Annotated in this window: 11 protein-coding genes; 5 read left to right on the forward strand and 6 right to left on the reverse strand. The window is 67.4% G+C overall.

Features of this window, described 5'->3' with window-relative positions:
- Positions 1–63: 63 nt before the first annotated feature.
- Positions 64–354, forward strand: coding sequence for a sll1863 family stress response protein (locus tag DESTE_RS10790; RefSeq protein ID WP_035067566.1), 291 nt, complete (start codon positions 64–66; stop codon positions 352–354).
- A 335-nt stretch (positions 355–689) separates the two neighbouring features.
- Positions 690–1,895, forward strand: coding sequence for a GGDEF domain-containing protein (locus DESTE_RS10795; RefSeq protein WP_051384424.1), 1,206 nt, complete (start codon positions 690–692; stop codon positions 1,893–1,895).
- A 390-nt stretch (positions 1,896–2,285) separates the two neighbouring features.
- Here DESTE_RS10795 and DESTE_RS10800 read toward each other — a convergent pair whose 3' ends face one another.
- The 3 genes from DESTE_RS10800 to DESTE_RS10810 form a co-directional block, all read right to left on the reverse strand.
- Positions 2,286–3,002: an ABC transporter ATP-binding protein gene (locus tag DESTE_RS10800; protein ID WP_084559433.1), complete on the reverse strand. Its 717-nt coding sequence runs from the start codon at positions 3,000–3,002 to the stop codon at positions 2,286–2,288.
- 38 nt (positions 3,003–3,040) lie between these two features.
- Positions 3,041–4,234, reverse strand: coding sequence for an ABC transporter permease (locus DESTE_RS10805; protein WP_035067568.1), 1,194 nt, complete (start codon positions 4,232–4,234; stop codon positions 3,041–3,043).
- A gap of 243 nt (positions 4,235–4,477) precedes the next feature.
- On the reverse strand, positions 4,478–4,939 hold the full coding sequence (locus DESTE_RS10810; protein ID WP_035067570.1) for a DUF2318 domain-containing protein: 462 nt from the start codon (positions 4,937–4,939) through the stop codon (positions 4,478–4,480).
- Between the two features lie 212 nt (positions 4,940–5,151).
- Between DESTE_RS10810 and ybaK the strand changes: the two genes are divergently transcribed.
- The gene (ybaK, locus tag DESTE_RS10815) at positions 5,152–5,616 is read left to right on the forward strand and encodes a Cys-tRNA(Pro) deacylase (protein ID WP_035067572.1); all 465 of its coding nucleotides are present in this window, start codon (positions 5,152–5,154) and stop codon (positions 5,614–5,616) included.
- A 345-nt stretch (positions 5,617–5,961) separates the two neighbouring features.
- Here ybaK and DESTE_RS10820 read toward each other — a convergent pair whose 3' ends face one another.
- The 3 genes from DESTE_RS10820 to DESTE_RS10830 all read right to left on the reverse strand — a co-directional run bounded on the left by DESTE_RS10820 (position 5,962) and on the right by DESTE_RS10830 (position 11,520).
- The gene (locus DESTE_RS10820) at positions 5,962–8,445 is read right to left on the reverse strand and encodes a heavy metal translocating P-type ATPase (RefSeq protein WP_035067574.1); all 2,484 of its coding nucleotides are present in this window, start codon (positions 8,443–8,445) and stop codon (positions 5,962–5,964) included.
- A gap of 506 nt (positions 8,446–8,951) precedes the next feature.
- Entirely contained in the window at positions 8,952–10,238 is a 1,287-nt protein-coding gene (locus DESTE_RS10825) for a VgrG-related protein (RefSeq protein WP_035067576.1), read from the reverse strand.
- 322 nt (positions 10,239–10,560) lie between these two features.
- Positions 10,561–11,520, reverse strand: a complete 960-nt coding sequence (locus tag DESTE_RS10830; RefSeq protein WP_035067578.1) for a M48 family metallopeptidase — start codon at positions 11,518–11,520, stop codon at positions 10,561–10,563.
- Positions 11,521–11,703: 183 nt separating this feature from the next.
- Here DESTE_RS10830 and topA point away from each other — a divergent pair, with 183 nt between their 5' ends.
- Both topA and DESTE_RS10840 read left to right on the forward strand, forming a co-directional pair.
- Positions 11,704–13,980 (forward strand): type I DNA topoisomerase, encoded by a 2,277-nt coding sequence (topA, locus tag DESTE_RS10835; RefSeq protein ID WP_035067581.1) that lies wholly within the window; start codon positions 11,704–11,706, stop codon positions 13,978–13,980.
- 478 nt (positions 13,981–14,458) lie between these two features.
- Positions 14,459–16,018 (forward strand): pesticin C-terminus-like muramidase, encoded by a 1,560-nt coding sequence (locus DESTE_RS10840; protein ID WP_035067582.1) that lies wholly within the window; start codon positions 14,459–14,461, stop codon positions 16,016–16,018.
- Positions 16,019–16,085: the final 67 nt, after the last annotated feature.

The raw sequence follows: 16,085 nt of genomic DNA on the forward strand, positions 1-16,085 counted from the left end.
CAGCCGCGCGCATGCCGGACATTCCGGCCTGTTGAAACAACCCCAGCCACGGGAGTGCAGACCATGCCCAACACCAGGGAAGAGTACATCCGCACCCTTCGCGACAAGCTCGAACTGTGGAAGGCCCAGCTCGAGAAGCTGGAAGTGCAGGCCGCGCTGGCCAAAGCCGAAGCCCGCGTGGAATACCACGAACAGCTCACCGACCTGCGCCACAAGCGCGACGAAGCCAAGCGCAAGCTGGATGAATTGCAGCATGCCGGCGGGGATGCCTGGAAGGACATGAAGGCCGGGCTTGAACTGGCCTGGGACGCCGTGGAAGCGGCCTTTGCCTCGGCGCGGTCGCGCTTCAAGTAGCCCGCCCTGCCCCGCGCCTGAAACCCGCAGCATCGACAAGCGCTGCACTGACGGCACACAAGCCCCGACTTTGAGGGCCGTCCGTTCCGCCCCGGTTCATTCCCCGGTTCCGCCCGAGGATTGTCCGTAACGGCGGGGCGGGCGGCCTTTCGCATGCACCGCGCGGCCAGCGCGGCACGCTGCGGGGTGGGCAGCCGCGCACTCGGTCCCTCTCCCCGGCGTGGCTGCGCGCTATCACCTGCCCGCGCCGCTGTAGGCACAATCCGATATTATCATGTCTCCGGTCCGGCACGGGTGGTACTGCGCGAGCAATATCCCCCATTGCCGGAGGCGTCATGAAACACACGGAACTGACCCTTTGCGAACAGATGCACATCGGTGTGCAGGCCGTGGATCGTCGGTTGCGCCTGGTGGGCGTGACCAGGGAAGACTGCGCCACCCTGAAGCGCTTCAAGTCCGTCATCACCGCCAACACCGAAGAACTGGTGGACGAATTCTACGATGTGCTGTCCAAGGTGGACGAGGTGGCCCGGCTCATCGGCGACAAGGAGGGGCTGCTGCGGCTCAAGCGCTCGCTGACCAGCTACGTGCTCACCCTGTTCGATGGCGAGTACGGGCTGGACTACGTGCAGAGCAGGTTGCGGGTGGGGCTGGTGCACAAGCGCATCGGCGTCACGCCCAAGCTGTTCATGACCGCCGTGCTGCATCTGATCAAGATGCTGCGCCTGCGCATCCGCAGCGAAGTGCCCGGCATGGAGCAGCAACTGGAGGTGCTGCACGCCCTGGAGAAGGTGGTGTTTTTCGATCTGGCACTCATCTTCGACACCTACATCCAGAGCCTGATGGATGAAATCCTGTTCCGCAGCGAGGACCTGACCACCTACGCCAAGGAACTGGAACAGATGGTGGCCGAGCGTACCCGCGAACTGGAAGACCTGGCCCACCAGGACGGGTTGACCGGCATCCCCAACCAGCGCCACTTTCGTGCTGAGCTGCGGCGCGAATTCCTGCGCGCCCAGCGCATGGGCACCCACTTCGTACTGGCCTACGTGGATCTGGACCAATTCAAGGCCGCCAACGATACGTGGGGGCACAAGGCAGGCGACCAGATACTGGAAATGATGGCGGAATGCCTGCGCGGCTGCAGCCGTGAAGGCGACGTGCCCGCCCGTTACGGCGGCGACGAATTCTGTGCCATCCTGGTGGATACGGACATGGAAGGGGCCAAAAAGTGGGCGTGCAGGCTCATCGATTCGTTCGACGCCAGCGGCGACACCCGGGGGGTGACCCTGAGCATCGGCCTTGCCAGATACGACCCGGCCCAGGACATGGAACCGGAACATCTGCTGAAGCGGGCGGATGCGGCCATGTACCGTGCCAAACTGCTGCCGGGCCACGCCACCATGGCCAGCGAATGCGACGAGGTGGAACTGGAGTGCGAAGCCCCGCAACCACGACAGGGGCGCCATGAGCGACAGGGGCGTTCGCGGGCCAGGGCAGTGCAGGAGACACCAGCAACCCAGATTGCGGAAACCGCATGAATCGCGCTGCCCCTGCTGCTACGGCACGGGCCAGCGCAAAGGCGAATGCACTAAAACACGAAGGGGCGGAAACGCCCCCTTCCAGGTTGTTGACAAAGTCTGCTTTTTGGACGCCTCCGGCGGCCAAGGGGCTACCGCCTCTTGGAACCCCGCATTTTGTGTTTCCGTAATGCCTCGAGAACACAAATAAAAGTTTTGGGGGGAGGGGGTCCGGGGGAGGAGACCCTTTTCCAAAAGGGTCCCTCCCCCGGAAGAATTTGGGTTTGTCAGCAGCCTGGAAGGGGGCGGAAACGCCCCCTTCGCATTCGCGGCACGATGAAAACCGCAAGACCGCCAACACCATCACCCGGTGGTGGCACGTCTGTCGCGCCCGCCGAAACGGGCCCTGCATCAGTCAAGGCCGTCCACCATCAGGCCGTCGCGCATGACCAGTGTGCGGTGGGCGCGGCGGGCGTATTCCGGGTTGTGGGTGACCATCACCGTGGTCAGGCCGTCGCGGCCCAGTTCGGCCAGCAGTTCCATGATGGCCTCGCCCGTGGCGGTATCCAGGCTGCCGGTGGGTTCGTCGGCAAACAGCACGCGGGCGTCGCGCACCAGGGCGCGGGCAATGGCCACGCGCTGCTGTTCCCCGCCGGAAAGCGCGCCGGGCAGTGAACCGGCCTTGCCGCACAGCCCCACCCTGTTCAGCACGCGGCAGCCCTTTTCGGCCATGGCCGCGGGCACCGGAGCCAGGCCGTTCATGAACGGCAGCAGCACGTTCTCCAGCGCGGTCAGGTAGGGCATCAGGTGGTGGGCCTGAAAGATCACGGCAAAGTCGCTGTGACGCAGGCGGTTGCGCCGGGCCTCGGATACCTGGGTGATGTCCTGCCCGTCGAACAGCACCGTGCCCGAATCGGGCAGGGTCAGCGAGGCCAGCACGTTGAGCAGGGTGGATTTTCCCGAGCCGGAACGGCCCGCCACGGCCACGAATTCTCCGGGGGCCACGCGCAACGAAACGCCGCGCAGCACGGGCGCGGGCGCGCCGCCGTCGGTGGCAGGGTAGCTCTTGCAAAGGTCGCGCGCCTCGATGATGATGGCCGGGGCGCTGGCAGTGTGATCTGTGGTCATGCGGTGCCTTTGGGGATGCGAGGATATGCGCGGGACGACTACAGGGACACGAGCGCGGCCGCAGGCTCCACCCTCGACGCCTTCCACGCCGGGAAGGCCGCCGCCAGCACGGACACGGCGGCGATGCCGCAGGTCGTCAGGGCCAGCGCACCGGGGCTGAACGCGGGCGGGGCAACGTCGGCCATGTGCAGCAGCGCCAGCACCTTCAGGGCCAGGCCATGCCCGGTCAGATGCCCGGCAAGCCCGGCGGCCACGCCCACCAGCAGCGCCTCGGACGCGAACACGGTGAACACCCCGAAGCGCGAAAAGCCCACCGAACGCAGGATGCCGATCTCGCGTCGCCGCTCGTTGACGGCGGACAGCATGGACATGACCACCATGGCGCAGGCCGTCAGCAGGATGACCAGGCTGACAACCAGCGCCAGTTGCTGGGCAAAATGCACGGAATACATGCGCTGCTCCACCACATGGCGCAGGGCCTTGATGTCCTGCCCCGGCAGCGCGGCGCGCAACTGGGCGACGATGTCGTCGATGGGGCAGCCCGCGCACAGGGCCGCCACTTCCACGAAGCTGGCCTTGTCCGGCAGGTTGAAGGCCCGCTGCACGAAGCCGATGTCCGCCAGCAGCACGTTGTCGTCGTCGCTGCCGGTGGACCCGATGACCCCGGTGACGGTCACCGCATGGCCGTTGACGTCCACCACGCTGCCCGGCGCAAGGCCCAGCCGCGCGGCCACGGCGTGGCCCGCCAGCGCCCCGTCCGGGGATTTGGGGGTGGCGCCGTCGATGGCCCAGTAGCCCTTCAGCGAAAGTTCCTCCGGCCAGTCCACGCCCACGACCGCAACCGGCAGCGGCGCCACGGGCGTGGCCGCCCCTGCGGGCGAGCCGATGCGGGCCATGGTCACCAGCTTGGGGGCCACGGCGGCGATGTTGGCGTTGAACTCGATGGACCGGATGCGCCTGGCGGTGTCCGCCTGCGGCAGATGCCCCTCGTCCAGCAGCAGGTCGCCAAGGGGCAGACCGCCATAGCTGATGGTAAGCGTCTCGCGCGCCGGGGAAACCATGATGTTGGCGCCAAAGCTGGTCAGCTTGCGCTCCAGGCTTTCGCCCACCACGGCGGACACCTCGCGCAGGGCCACGATGGATGCCACACCAAGGGTGAAGATGCAGAACAGCGAGAGGGTGCGCAGCCACTTCTTGCGGGCGCAACGCAGCGGAATGGTCAGGATGTTCATCAGGTGCTCGTGGTCGGGACCGGTTTCTCACGCTCCGGGACTATCCCCAAATGAGGATTTTCGTTCGTTGGCAAGGAAAACGAGTCCCGACATGAGGGAGTATACTCATGCCGTATTCGACCGAGTGGCGGGCGAAGTTTGACCTCGTTGCGCACGATGTCCGTGGGGCTCGCAAGCTCGCCCAACGGCCACGCTTCGCGCCCTTCGGGTCGGTCAGCCAACGGGCGAAAGGACCATTTGGGCTTACTTCGCGGTGGCGAAGTACTTGGCCCCGGCCTTCAACTCCGCCACGCGCAGCAGCAGATCGCCGCCGTCCATGGTGCGTTCCAGCGGGTGCGGGTTGCAGCCGCCGCGCACCTCGTTGATGCGCGCGGTATTGAAGACCATGCCGCAGTTCTCGCAGATCATGTTGGCCCCTTCCTGGCGATAGCCCTTGCCCTCGCGCCAGCACACGTCGCAGGCATCCAGCGCGGCGCGGGGGGTGCCGTCAGGGCCCTTCACCACGAAAAAGCGGATTTCGGTGGTGCCGTCCTTGGTGGCGTAGAACTTCGCCGTGGGGGTGATGTCGGCGGCCTTGATGCGGATGGTATCGCCTTGCGGCTGCACGGTTTCATACTTGCTGCCGAAGCCGAAAAAGGCGTGGGCCGCGCCGGTCAGGACCAACACCATGAGGGTGGCCGAAAGAATCAGACGGAAAAGCTTCATGCACTGCTCCTGAAAAATAGGGACGTACCGCCTCACATAGGCATGCCCGCCAAGGCGAGCAACCGCTGACCGGGCGGAAAGCCACCTACAGGGTCGGGACAGGCCTGCCCCGTTGCACGCCCGGCGCAACGGGGGTATGGCGCGGTGTCGGCATTCTATCGTGCCCACCGGCACGCGACAGTCTTCGACCGTATCCGCAGGGAGGCCCCACCATGACTCCGGCCATCGACCGCGCCAAAAAGGCCAGGATCGCCTACACCATCCATGAATACACCCACGACCCGGCAGCGGAATCCTATGGCCGCGAAGCGGCGGACAAGCTGGGCGTGGACCCGGCCCGCGTGTTCAAGACCCTGGTGGTGGCCGCTGGCGACGGGTTGGTGGTGGCCGTGGTGCCCGTGCTGCACCAGTTGGACCTGAAGCAGCTGGCCCGCGTGGTGGGCGCCAAGAAAGCCGCCATGGCCGACGTGGCCATGGCCGAGCGCGTGACCGGCTACGTGGTGGGCGGGGTAAGCCCGCTGGGCCAGAAAAAGCGCCTGCCCACGGTCATCGACGCTTCCGCGCAGGAATACCCCACCATTTACGTCAGCGCGGGTCGCCGGGGCGTGGAGATAGAACTTTCGCCCGCCGACCTTGCCGCCCTGACCGGGGCCGCTTTCGCCGACGTGGCGGCCTGAGCCGCCCTTCCCCCCACCCAAATCAAAACCACCCGAATAGCGGGTGGTCATGTTGTTGACAAAGCCTGCTTTTGTACGCCTCTGGCGGCCAAGGACGGCAGCCGTTAGGCGCGCTTGTGAGCCTTACGGATGGCGATCGCAACGCGGCTGCCGCCCCTTGGAACCCTGTATTTTCGTAATGCACAGAAAGCACAAATAAAAGTTTTTGGGGGAGCCTCAGCCGTTATGCGAGTCTTCGAGTATTACGGATGAGGACAGCAGCGCGGGGGTCCGGGGGAGGAGACCCTTTTCCAAAAGGGTCCCTCCCCCGGAAGATTTTGGGTTTGTCAGCAGCCTCACCCACCCCTACGCCTTGGGGCGCAGCAGGCGCAGGCCGTTCATGATCACCAGGAACGAGCCGCCGATGTCGGCCACGATGGCCATCCACAGGCTGGCCACCTGAAACACCGCAAGCCCCAGGAACAGCGCCTTCAGCCCCAGGGCAAAGCCGATGTTCTGGCGGATGACGCCCAGGGTGCGGCGCGAATGGCGCACCAGCCACGGCAGCTTGCCTAGGTCGTCGGACATCAGGGTGATGTCGGCGGTTTCGATGGCCGCATCGCTGCCTATGCCGCCCATGGCGATACCAAGGTGCGCGGTGGCCAGCGCGGGCGCGTCGTTGACGCCGTCGCCCACCATGGCCACCCGTTCGCCTTCGGCCACCAGTGCGGCCACGGCGGCGGTCTTGTCGGCGGGCAGCAGGTCGGCCCGGATGTCGGTCACACCGCAGGCGGCGGCCACGCGGGCGGCGGTAGCCGCGTTGTCGCCGGTCAGCATGACCATCCGGCGCAGCCCGGCGGCGCGCAGGTCGTCCAGCACGGCGCGGGCGTCGGGGCGCAGATCGTCCTCCAGTTCCATGACGGCGGCAAGGCCCGCGTCGTTCCACAACAGCACGGAAGACCCGGTGTCGGCGTCTTCAGTACCAATGGATTGACCGTCCTGTGCTCCGGCCTGCGCCCCATCCTGCTCGAAAAAGCGGCGATTGCCGATGCGCCAGCGCACGCCGTCCACCACGCCTTCGGCCCCCAAGCCGGGCAGGGTGCGGTGGTTGCTGGCCGTGGCGCCATCATCCAGCGCGGTCCCCAGCACCTGCCGGGCATGCTGCACGATGGCGCGGGCAAGGGGGTGGCTGCTGGGGCCTTCCAGCGCTGCGGCAATGCGCAATGCGGATGCTGCGTCCCGCACCTGCAGGTGCCCGTCCACGGGCAATACGCGGGCCACGCGCGGGCGGCCCAGGGTCAGGGTGCCGGTCTTGTCGAAGGCCACGGCGGTGAGGCTGGCGGGCAGTTCGAGGAACGAGCCGCCCTTGACCAGCACGCCGTTGCGGGCCGCACTGGTCAGCCCGGCCACGATGGACACGGGCGTGGAAATGACCAGTGCGCACGGGCAGGCGATGACCAGCACCACCAGCGCCTCGTACACCCAGGCCGACCACGCCCCGCCGAAGAACAGCGGCGGCGCCACGGCCACCAGCGCGGCCACGGCCAGCATGGCCGGGGTGTACACGGCGGCGAAGCGGTCCACCCACTGCACGGCGCGGGCGCGGCGCGACTGGGCCGCCTCCACCATGTGCAGGATGCGCGCGAGGGTGGTGTCCGAGGCGGCGCGGGTGGTCAGCACCTCCAGCACGCCGCCGCCGTTGATGGTGCCCGCGTACACCGGCTCGCCCACCCGCTTGGGCACGGGCATGGATTCGCCGGTAATGGGCGACTGGTCGATGTCCGAGCTGCCCGCCGCCACCGTGCCGTCCAGGGGTATGCGGTCGCCCGCGCGGATGAGAATGCGCGAACCCACGGGCACGTTTTCCACGGCGGTTTCCACGGGCAGGCCGGGCAGGCCACCCCCAACAGTACCCCCAACATCACCGGGACGCGACAGCAGCAGGGCACGCGAGGGCGAAATGTCCAGCAGCGCGGCAATGGCCGAGCGCGCCCGGTCCACGCTCCACGATTCCAGATGGTTGGCCACGGCGAACAGGAACGCCACCGAGGCCCCTTCGAAAAACTGGCCGATGGCCGCCGCGCCGATGACCGCCGTGACCATCAGCAGGTTCATGTCCGGCCGCAGGCTGCGCACCGAATGCACCGCGCGCGGCAGCACCCGCCAGGCGCCCGCCACCGCCGCCGCCAGCCACAGAATCAGGGTGGCCGCATGCGGCACGCCCGTTTCGGCGAAAACGGCCAGCAGCGAGCCGCTGCGCGCCCATTCCACGCCGATGCCCGCCGCAAGGGCCACACCGCTCAATGCGCACAGCAGCAGCGAGGACTGGCGCTGCCACAACGCGGTCAGGCCGGGCGGCAGCAGGGACAGCAGGCCGGAAGGCACGTCGCCGGGCGCGGGCACGGCGCACGCGCCGCCGCAGCACGAGCACCCGGCCAGGGCAGGAATCTGCGCGGGCCGGGGGGCTATGGCCTGAAGGTCGGCCTGTACGTGGTCATGCCCGTGTTCACTGGACATGGGGTGCCCGTGACCGTCCGCAGGGCCGTGACTCTGGCAATCGCCCTGGCAATGCGCATGCTCATGATGGCGACCCTGGCTGGCCGAAGGCAACGGACCCAGCACCACGCCGGACCTGCCAGCCGTCTCGGGCGCGGCGCGCATGCCGGTGCGGGCCACGGCGGCCACCACGTCGTCGGGACGCAGCTCCAGGCCGTCCATGTCCACGCGCATGCGCCGGGACAGCACGTCGAATTCCAGCCGGTCGGGGTTGCCCACCAGCGGGGTCAGCGCGCGCCGCAGGATGCTCACCTCGTTGGCGCAGTCCATTTCCTCGATGCGAAAGGCGGTCATGGGCGGATCTCCGTGAAAAGATGGCGGGACGCATATGCGTGCCACCCGGCCGTTGGCACTGTCTGCACATATGAACACGTGTTCATATGTGCAGAGTATGCGGGAGAGGTCACGGTGTCAACAGCCCGGCACGGCAGGGCTGGCGAAAACGCGTCATGCCATTCCGCCCGGTGTGCAACACTCTGAAAACGCGAAAAATCCGGCCTGCTCGTGATGCGAACAGGTCGGAGATGCATGGTGGAAGACACAAAAGGATACACGGCCCGAACGGGCACGCCAGAAAACGAGCGAACGCGCCAAAAGACCGACACCCGGACTTTCACCGGCAATCGGCAATTGGCGCACAAGGGGCGTGCACTGGCAACGAGGGCGCAGGGGTGGAACCGGACCGGCGGATCGACCCAGTCCTAAGCTTCTGGCATTCTCGGCACGACGTCCTGACCCTCCGCACCCGACCACCCGACCACCCGACCACCCGACTGGCAGGCCATGCCGGAACAGGCCCGCTACGCGCGGTTCTTGCCGTCGGTCATGGCCAGGGCCAGCTTCATCTCGCGGTCCAGGCGGTTGTGCACGGCTGCCTGCACCCGTTCGGACGAAGACCCGAACTGGCCGGACCGCACGGCGTACACCTCGCGGATGAGCTGCTTTTCGAAGTTGCGGCCCGCCTTGGCGGTGCCTGCCTGCACGGTGGCGTCGCCCTGCCCGCCTTCGTGCGCCGCCGACTGATGCTCGGCCATGTTGTCCAGCGCGCGGGCGAAGATGCGGGTGGCCCCGGCGGGTCCGTGCTGCACGGCGGTGCTCCACAGCACCTCGCGCAGGGCGGGCGACAGCGCGCTCTTGTCCAGGCCGGCGGCGCGGCTTACGGCCTGCAGCGCGGGCGCGTAGTGGCTTTCATGGATGAACTGCTCTTGCAGGGCCTCGAACCGTTCCGGTTGTTCGTCGGCTATTTCCCGCCACACGCGCGGCATTTCGCCGGTCTTGCCGCCGGTGTTGGCGGGACCTGCGGCGTCCAGACGCGAGGCGATGTCCGGCGCGGCCTGCCGGGCAAAATCAAGGAAGCGGTCCATGGTCCCGGCCCGCGACGAAATCTGGTACTTGCCGTACGAGGTGCCCCCGTGCCGGTCGTAGCCGATGGCGGCTACGCCGTCCTCGCCCGATTCGAACTGCGCGGACAGCCCGCCCAGGTCGTCAGCGGAGCCGCCCGCCGCGTCACGACGGCCCGACTTGTCCGTCTTATCGGTTCGCTCCCGCCGCGTGGACTTGCCCGCGCCCCCCTGCGCACCGCCGCGCCCGGGTCCGCCAGCCACGGCATTCATGGGCGCTCCGCCGCCCACGCCACCCAAGCCAGAGGCCGCCATGTCCAGGTTGCCGGAAAGGGCCATCAGGTTGCGCGAGGTCATGGCCCCGCGCAGCGAATCCAGCCCGCCCGTGCCGCCTTCCATGACCTTGGCCAGCGTGGCCAGGGCACGGGAATTGACGATGTCCATGGCCGCGCGCGAGGCGCGGTCATCGGCGGCCAGGGCGCTTTCCGTCGCGCCGCCCGCCGCCGTCAGGCCGGGCAGGGCCGCCAGTTGCGGCGACGCCGCAGCCCCGCCGCCAAGACCGCCCGCAAGCACTCCCCCCAGGGGTGATGTGCCAGCGCCCTTGGCCAGCAATGCGGCAAAACGCGGGTCGGCGGTGCCGCGCTGGCCCGCCCTGGGGGCGGCGCCGGCGCGCCGGGTACCTTCGGTGGCCCGCCCTTCGACCAGTGTCTGAAGGGCGTCCATGGAGATGTTCTTTCCGTAGGCCATGCGCAATCCTCCTGCCGCCGGGGAACGGAGTGGCGGCGCAAGGGGCAAAGCAAGGGCAATGCCAGCATGACCACTCTGCCTTGCATGACGGCGGGTTGCGGGCGTGCTGCGAACACCCGGCAACGCCTGGCGGGCGGTGGATGCGGGAATTGCGTCAAGCCGCCGACGGCAGCCCGGAAGCGGTATGCCGGAGGGGGCTCCGGCAGGGGCAGGCGGACGAACGCCGTGGAGCGGAACCCACCTTCGACCACGCGGGAAACGAGAAAGGCCCCGTGCTTTCGCGCGGGGCCATGCAGATACAAAAAGCGGCAGACGAACCGGGCTACTTTCCGGCAGGTGTCGCGCCGCTGGTTCCGGCTCCGGCGGCCTTGCCGCCCGCACTGCCCCCGGCGCTTCCGGACCCGCCGTCGTCGCGCGGGCGGTAATAGCGCATGGCCTCGGGCAGCATGGCCCGCAACGCGTCGATGCGCTTGGCCTCTGTGGGGTGGGTGGACATGAAGTCCGACTTGCCCTTGCCGCCCGCCTTGTTGAGCATCTTCTGCCAGAATTCGAGGGCCGCGTGCGGGTCGTACCCGGCCTTGGCCATGAGCAGCAGGCCGATGTGGTCGGCCTCGTATTCCATCTCGCGGCTGTTGGGCAGCATGACGGCCATGTTCATGGCCCCGGCGTAGCCGTCGCCCACGGCCTGGGCCGCCTGCGACGAACCGCTGGCCGCGGCCACGCCCACCATGGCGGCCAGCTGGCCCACCTGCACCATGCGCGCCCGGCTCATCTTCTCGTTGCTGTGCCGGGCCAGGGCGTGGGCCACCTCGTGCCCCATGACGGCGGCCAGTTCGGCATCGGTGTCGGCAAGGTCCAGCAGGCCGGTGTACACGGCCACCTTGCCGCCGGGCAGGCAGAAGGCGTTGACCTCGTTCTTCTCTATGGTGTGGAATTCCCAGCGGTACTGGGGGCGTTCGGCCACGGCGGCAATGCGTCGGCCCACCCGCTCCACGCGGGCGGCTTCCGGCGTGCCGGTGACCTCCTTTTCCTTCTTCAGCACCTGCTGCATGGCGGCCAGGCCCATTTTGACCTCGTCCGCCTCGGAATACATGATCAGCTGGCTGCGTCCGGTGTACGGGGCCTTGGCGCACCCGGCCAGGCCCAGCAACAGCACGCACAGCGCAAGAGCCGCCACACGGCTAAAGCAGCGCGCGCCATAACGGGCGCCCAGACGAGAGCCATCCAGCGCGGGGCGGTCCATATCCCTGTTCATATCCTTGATATTGACGAACGATTGCATGTGGTTCCACCTCGTGGACCCGCCGTCCACCGCAGCGTGGCGAACCCGCGCGGCTTGACGGAATCGTCGATTGCCGTATTTTCCCCTACCTGACGGGGCCGAACGCGACCCCGGGCGGCAGGGCATCCGGCTCCCTGCCGGAAACGCGCCCCCAATAGCGCATTTTCCCGGAAAGGAACAGTCATGGGCAAGGACCTGATCATCGTCGAATCTCCCGCCAAGGTGAAGACCATCAAGAAATTCCTTGGCGGCAATTACGCCGTGCATGCCAGCGTGGGCCACGTGCGCGACCTGCCCACCAGCGAACTGGGCGTCGACGAGGCCAACGGCTTTGCCCCCCGCTACCAGGTCATCGACGGCAAGCAGAAGGTGGTTTCCGCCCTCAAGGAAGCCGCCGCCAAGGCCGACAACGTGTACCTGGCGCCCGACCCCGACCGCGAGGGCGAGGCCATTGCCTGGCACGTGGCGGAACTGATCCGCGACAAGAACACCAACATCCAGCGCATCCAGTTCAACGAAATCACCGCCCGCGCGGTAAAGGAAGCGCTGGAGAACCCGCGCGAATTGAACCGCAACCTGTTCGACGCCCAGCAGGCCCGCCGCGTGCTGGACCGTCTGGTGGGCTACAAGCTTTCCCCCCTGCTGTGGAAGAAGGTGAAGCGCGGCATTTCCGCCGGGCGCGTGCAGTCCGTGGCCCTGCGCCTGATCGTGGACCGCGAGACCGAGCGCCGCGCCTTCAACCCCGAAGAATACTGGCTGTTCCGTGCGCGCCTGGCCGGGGCCACCCCGCCCCCCTTCCGGGCCGACCTGCACAAGCTGCACGGCAAAAAGCCCGCCATCGGCAGCGCGGCGGACGCCGCCGCCGTGGAAGCCTCCATGCAGGGCCAGCCCTTCGTCATCACCGGCATCGACGAAAAGGAACGCCAGCGCCAGCCGCAGCCCCCGTTCATCACCTCCACGCTGCAACAGTCCGCCAGCCAGCGGCTGGGGTATTCTGCCAAGCGCACCATGAACATCGCCCAGCGCCTGTACGAAGGCGTGGAACTGGGCGAAGCGGGCACCGTGGCCCTGATCACCTACATGCGTACCGACTCCGTGCGCATTGCGGACGAGGCGCGCGACGCGGCGCGCGAGTTCATCGCCGCCACCTGGGGCAACGACCACCTGCCCGCCAAGGCCCGCCAGTTCAAGACCAAGGGCGGCGCGCAGGACGCGCACGAAGCCATCCGGCCCGTTGATGTCGCCGTCACGCCCGATTCGGTACGTCACCTGCTGCCGCCAGACCAGTTCCAGTTGTACCGGCTGGTGTGGCAGCGCTTTGTCGCTTCGCAGATGGCGGCGGCGCGCTTTCACGACACCACGGTGACCATCGCCTGCGGCCCGGTCGAATGGCGCGCCAAGGGCGAACGGCTGCTGTTCCCCGGCTTTCTGGCCGCATCGCCCCAGAAGGAGTCGCAAGACGGCGAGGAAGTGGCCGAAGGCGACCTGCCCAAGCTTTCCGTGGGCGAGGAACTGACCGCCCTTTCCGTGGAAAAGGAACAGAAGTTCACCCAGCCCCCGGCCCGCTACACCGAAGCTTCCCTGGTGCGTGAACTGGAAGAGCGCGGCATTGGCCGCCCGTCCACCTACGCGGCCATCATCTCCACCCTGCTCGACCGCGACTACGCCCGGCTGGAGGAAAAGCACTTTGCCCCCACCGACCTTGGCGCGGTGGTCTGTGATCTGCTGTCCGGTCACTTCACCACCCTGATGGACGTGGACTTCACCGCGCAGATGGAAGGATCGCTGGACAAGGTGGCCGAAGGCGACCTGGACTGGGTGAAGCTGCTGGAAGACTTCACCGGTGGGTTCAACCCGGTGCTCGAACGCGCCGCCCAGGCCATGGACACCGTGAAGGGCGGCCTGCCCAGCGGCATAGACTGCGAACTGTGCGGCAAGCCCATGGTCATCAAGTTCGGCAAGGCGGGCACCTTCCTGGCCTGCTCCGGCTATCCGGCCTGCCGCAACACCAAGAACTTCACCCGCGACGAAAAGGGCAACATCCAGGTCGAACAGAAGCTGCGCGAGGAACCGGAAAAGGTGGGCACCTGTCCGCAATGCGGTGGTGACCTGGTGCTGAAGAAGGCCCGCACCGGCAGCCGGTTCATCGCCTGCACCAAGTACCCGGACTGCACCTATACCGCGCCCTTCTCCACCGGCGTGCCCTGCCCGCGCGAAGGGTGCGACGGCGTGCTGGTGGAAAAAAGCTCCAAGCGCGGCAAGATCTTCTATTCGTGCAGCGCCTACCCCAAGTGCGACTACGCCCTGTGGGACTGGCCCGTGCCCGGCCCCTGCCCGGACTGCAATTCGCCCCTGCTGGTGATCAAGAACACCCGCGCCCGGGGCCGCCACATCGCCTGCCCGGAAAAGACCTGCAAGTATTCCCGCGACCTGGACGAGGACGGCGGCGGCGAGGAATAGCCCGCCGGGACGATTGCGGGACGAATCGGGAAGAACGCTTTGAAGAAAAAACGGGAAGGAGCGGGGCGCTGCCCCGCGCCCCGCAAGGGGGCCGCGCCCCCTTGACCCCTTTATGGGGAGCGTTTTGAGTTTTCCATCAGCAAAATCCCCCGCCACGGCATGTGGCGGGGGATTTTGCGTTGCCTGCCACGCCGGGGAAGACATTCGGAGCGAAGCGGCCCAGCCATGGGAAGCGCCGGGCACGGCGGACGGGGGGTCGCCTCACGTCAAGCTCACGTCTTGGTCCATCATGGTCGCGCCCCCTTCGGACTGCCTTCCCACCCCCTTCCCGCCCCCTTGCGGGCCGCACCCCGGAAAAACCGTGCGCTAGCCTGCCGGTGCACTGGCGCGCGCCGCCGCCCGGATTGGCCGGGCGTACCCCGCTGCCCCCTGGCCGGAGCGGACGTGCCGCGTTGACACCCACTAGAGAGGAATGCATATGTGGAACAACTGGTTGCAAGGCAACGGCGAATCCTACGACGACACGCGGCGCGGCCTGTACCGGCAGGTTCGGGACACGTCGCGCCAAGCCATGGGCGCCACCACCATGCAGGAGTGGTATCGACTTTTCGATGGCGGGCTGCGCTCCATCCGGGGCTTCGAGCACAAGGGCAGCAAGCTGCCGGACAACGAATCCGACACGCTGCGGCAGGGCTTTCTGCGCGACATGTTCGAGGAGGCCCGGCCCGACCGCTTTGACGATTTCTGGCGCTTTCCCCGGCAGGAAGGCGACAGCGGGCTGGAACTGGACGCCAGGCGGCTCGGCATGTCCGTGTACGGCAAGCCGCTGGGGCCGTCGCTGGAGGGCCGCAACGCCCGCCTCGTGCCCACGGAGGGACTCGACGGCAGGTACGAAGGCATTGCGGGGCGCGAACCGGACATGCCCGGCCAGTCCAATCAGCCCAATCAGCCCAGTCAGCCCGGTGCGCCGGGTCGGGCGGACGAACCGAAGCCGTTCGATCCGGACAACGTGGACGGGCGGCAGCTTATGGTCATGCGACGGAAGCCTGGCCAGCAGCCCGTACCGAACCCCGTCAAGCTGATGTCCGCCGACGGCACGGCGCGCGATGCGTCCAGCTTTGCGCCTGCGGAGGCGGGTGACGGAACCTCCGGCGGTGCGGGGCCTGCGGAACAACCGGGCAGCCGGACCACCCGCCCCGGCGCGGGCAACGCGCAGGAAGGTCCTCTGCAACGCGCCGCGCGCACCTTTCTGGAAGGAGCAGGCCCCGGCCCGCTCACGGAGCCGAAGGTGCCGGAACACCCACGGCCCGCCGAGCCGGTTCCCGCGCCCACGGATGGCAGCAGGGGGTCCGCGCCCGATGCGGTAACGCCCGGCAAGGGCGGCAACGGCGTTCTGGCCATCCCCGACAAGCCGGAGGACATCAACCGGATCACGGCGGATACGCTGCAAAAGCTGGAAGGCAACGTCCTGTACGCCTACATCCCCATGAAGGACGGCAAGCCCATGGACAACAGCAGCGCCACCATCGGGGCGGGTATCGACACGGGGCAGTGGAGTGCGGAGGGGCTACGGGAACTGGGAGTACGTGACGACGTGGTCAATGCTATTCGCCCGCTGCTCGGGAAGAACGCTACGGAAGCTAGGCAAGAAATGGAAGACCTCAAAAAAACAGGCGATACTTTTAAGCTCACCCCCGAGCAAGCCAGCCACCTCAACGAGAAGATGACCATCCATTTCAAGGAAACGGCGCAACAGCAGTACAACACCGCCCCGCACAACACCGACGCCCAGGGCAAGACCATCCGCAAATTCGAAGAACTGCCCAAGGAAATGCAGGCCACCATCACCTCGGTGCTTTACCAGCACGGCAGCACGGAGAAATTCCCCAAATTCTGGGATCATTCCACCAAGGGCGACTGGGACGGGGCCATCAAGGAATTGCGCAACTTCAGTTCCAACCCGGACTACAAGTACCACCCCCGCCGCAACACGGAGGCCGACCTCATGCAACAGGGCCTGGACAGGCTGCGCCAATGACGCGCCCCGCGAACTTCCTGCACATCACATTCCGGGGGGCCGCACGGCCCCCCCGGCATCGCCGCAC

This window comes from Nitratidesulfovibrio termitidis HI1 (genome assembly GCF_000504305.1).
In the GTDB taxonomy this organism is placed as follows: domain Bacteria; phylum Desulfobacterota; class Desulfovibrionia; order Desulfovibrionales; family Desulfovibrionaceae; genus Cupidesulfovibrio; species Cupidesulfovibrio termitidis.